General features: G+C 28.7%; 3 protein-coding genes. All 3 read left to right on the top strand.

The genetic code is table 11. The features are described from left to right. Positions 1–142: 142 nt before the first annotated feature. On the top strand, positions 143–460 hold the full coding sequence (locus B5D41_RS13850) for a hypothetical protein (protein ID WP_078811213.1): 318 nt from the start codon (positions 143–145) through the stop codon (positions 458–460). A 25-nt stretch (positions 461–485) separates the two neighbouring features. Next, positions 486–1,064 carry a hypothetical protein gene (locus tag B5D41_RS13845; protein WP_078811212.1) on the top strand — a complete coding sequence of 193 codons (579 nt, stop codon included), beginning with the start codon at positions 486–488 and terminating at the stop codon, positions 1,062–1,064. Beyond that, the coding region (locus B5D41_RS13840) for a hypothetical protein (protein ID WP_143555742.1) at positions 1,046–3,349 on the top strand (2,304 nt) is incomplete at its 3' end. The genes B5D41_RS13845 and B5D41_RS13840, both read left to right, overlap by 19 nt.

Below are 3,349 nucleotides of genomic sequence, written 5' to 3'. Positions count from 1 at the left end.
CACAGAATACATGGGTCACTAAATTATCTTACCCCTGTAGAATATAGAATGTTAATGTCCGAGAAAAAAGTGTCCTAAAAAGGATTGACAATCCACTAAGAATACTTATGTATTAGTACATATATATATATTTGAGGATGTAATGAAAAAAGATAAAAAAAGATTTTTACAAGGTATCCTTAAATTAGTTAATTTATTAAAGAGTCAGGATTTAAAGCGATCAACAATAGCAATATACATATATAATGAAGAATTTTTTAAAGGAATAGACCCAGGATGGTTCATGGAAGCCAGTGGTTGGATGAGTCACAACCTTCATTTAGATGAAGAACATCAGGGGATGGAGAGAGATATATATAAATATAAAAAACACAGGAATATAGTATATTTTATATATTCAAAAGATTATGACCAAATAAATACGATAAAAGACATAGAGAATAGAGTATGGCAAGATTAAAAGAAGGAAAGGAGATAATAATAGAATGACAAGCAAACCAGAATTTACTAATGACTTAGAGTGTTTGATGTTCAGTGATATGGTTTATGAAGATTTTGAAAATGGAGTAGATGGTGATGGATTAAAATCATTAAAAGAAATTTTTTCTAACAATGAAAGATTTCATGACCCAGTAAGAAAAAGAAGATTCGAAGAGTATAAACGAAGTGTAGCTACCATGGACAATTGGGAATTTATGATGAAAAGTGGAGATAATGATTTTATATCGACAACTGAAGAAGATTCAAATACAGTAAAAGAATATTTTGAGAAGTTGTTTTTAAAAGAATTTGATGATTCTCAATTAAGTAATCAAGTTAATTGGATAGGTAATAATATTGATGAAGTGAAACAAATATATAAGGTAGCATCTAAATCATTGATAAATGAATTCTTTACGATCAAACCAGTTGAAGAAATAATAAAGCTAGATGTAGGAGGGGGAGGAGGGTTTTATGCAGCAGCGTTTAAACATAAGCAACGAAATGAGATATTAATTACTTATCGCGGAACTAATCAAAACATTGAAGATCATGCTTTGATTAATTGGCAAATGGTGTATTAGATTTAAATCGTAAAACCGGGAAAGCAAATATAAGTGAAAAGTATAGGAATGCAGATGGTAGTATAAAAGAAAACGATTTAAAAGATGTTTTAGCTAAAACATTTGCAGAAATTGAAATGTGTGAAGATTACACTGGGCATCCAATTATAAGTTTTTTAAATTATTTAAAAGATGTATCTGATTTAAACTTTACTTGGGAACAGATTAAAGAGAGTGAGAAAAAGAAGAAAAAATTAATGATTGATGAATTATTTAATGTTAAAATTGTAGAGCGAATTGCTAAATTAAATGATAAATATAATTTATATAAGACTCGGGAGAATGAACGGGATCTAATTAATTATTCTAATTCATATGACGCGGTAGGAACAATTTTTAATCATATTGGTCCTTGCAAACTTGTGGATGAAAATTTTAAAGCTAATCAAGGAATTCGAGTAGATTTATGGGAAGCCATAAAGACATATAAGAATAATAAACTTGAAATAGTAAGACAACATCGACTTAATATTTTCTATCCTTATGTAAAAGTAAAACTAAAAGAAGGGGGTAACTTTAGACATGCTAAAAATAGATTTCGCGAAAATGCTAAAGTTGGCGATATAACTAATAATGTAAGTAAAGATTATTTGTGTTCTGTAACAAAATTAATATTTAAAGAATATGTTAATGCTATTCCTAATTTCACAAAAGAATTGTTTCAAAAATATATAAGATCAGGTAAAAGCAAAAGACATTTAAAAAGATATCTGAAAGGAATGCTACAGCATAGTGCGTGGTTACAACATAGACAATTAGATATAAATGCCGATTATTCATTACAAAATTATGCCCAATATCAAGATGATAAAACTGAGAATAGTTATGTAAATGCATACATTTTAAAAGATGAATCTGCAATTAAAGCTTTAAATAATAACAATAAAACATACAGATTAGATGTTTCGATCTTTAAACAATTACAAAGAATAGGATATAACGAAATAAATGAGTTATGGGAGTGGAAGTTAACTAATAAAGGAGCATTTTTATTATTAGGAACTAGAGGAATAGATAGTAAAGATAAATTAACAGATTATGGTGAGGGAATTAATAATCAAGAAGTAAGGCTTAAAGTTGAATTAGAGGAACCCTCTCAAAATAGGCTTTATGGTTCCCATAAACAACGCAGTAATTATCGTCAAGAGTTAGATAATGAATATTTTGTAGAAGATAAAGAGATCTATCAATTTAAGAATACCCACGGCTTAGGCTTTCAAATCTTAAGTCAATATACCAATCCTGAGCAGACGATTAAATTAGATGCTAAAGATATTTCAGGTACTTATAGGGAAGTAGATAAAATCAAAGGTAAAAGGAAAGTCGGCGGTGAGAAGTATTATGGACAGAATATAGTCTATAAACCAAGTAGGTATGAGCTGGTATATCTATATGGTCCCAATAATGAGGATAAATTAATTATAGATGGCTTTAAGAATGGAGATTACGGAATTAATCTGAAAGATAAAGTAAGAGAAGCTAAAGACGAAAAAGCACCTATTACTTATACACCTCATAGAGTGAGAAGTAAACCGTTTGAATTTAAAATCTTAGAAAAATTAGAGATAACAAAATCTATTTATGATCATACTAGAGTAACTATTAAAGGAGTCATAGATGAAGATAATGCTAAAGAATATGAAAGAAAGTTAGACGTAAAAGATCCAAAATTAGTCATGACCTATAATAATCAAGATCATAAGATATTATTTAAAGGGATTATAGAAGCTTATGACCTTGAATTTAAAAGACGTGAATATTATCTGACCATCAAAGCAGTCTCTTACAGTAAATTACTTAAAAGAGCTAGACGAAATAGAATTTATCAAAATCTAGGCACCACCTATGGTCAAGTATCAGATAAGCTGATGGAAGATAATCCTAAATTTAATATAGTTTTTGCTGATGATGCCCAGGCTCAAACCCCATTAACAACTAAAGATTATCCTCTAATCTTACAATACAAAGAGAGTGAATGGGATTTTTTAAAAAGAATATCATCTTATCTAAATCTACCAGTAATAGTAGATGATACTAAAGATGATCAGGAAGGTATAAATATATTACTTGGTACTCATATAGGTAAAGCAAAAGAATTAGATAATATATCCGTAGTAGAAATAAAAAAGACCAGAAGAAAGAATCATAAATTTCATTATTATAAAGTAGATTGTCATGAACATTTTAGGTCAAAAGAAGTATTTGATATCGGTAAGAAGGTTAAATATCGCTTAACTAATCAAGAA

The sequence above is a fragment of the Selenihalanaerobacter shriftii genome (assembly GCF_900167185.1).
GTDB lineage: Bacteria > Bacillota > Halanaerobiia > Halobacteroidales > Acetohalobiaceae > Selenihalanaerobacter > Selenihalanaerobacter shriftii.
The sequence above is the reverse complement of the archived record's forward strand: the minus strand, read 5'-3'. Positions and strand labels throughout refer to the sequence as shown.

Excerpts from the sequence above, each read along its gene's own strand:
- B5D41_RS13845 (WP_078811212.1), top strand. The coding sequence starts at position 486 with ATGACAAGCAAACCAGAATTTACTAATGACTTAGAGTGTTTGATGTTC.
- B5D41_RS13850 (WP_078811213.1), top strand. The coding sequence starts at position 143 with ATGAAAAAAGATAAAAAAAGATTTTTACAAGGTATCCTTAAATTAGTT.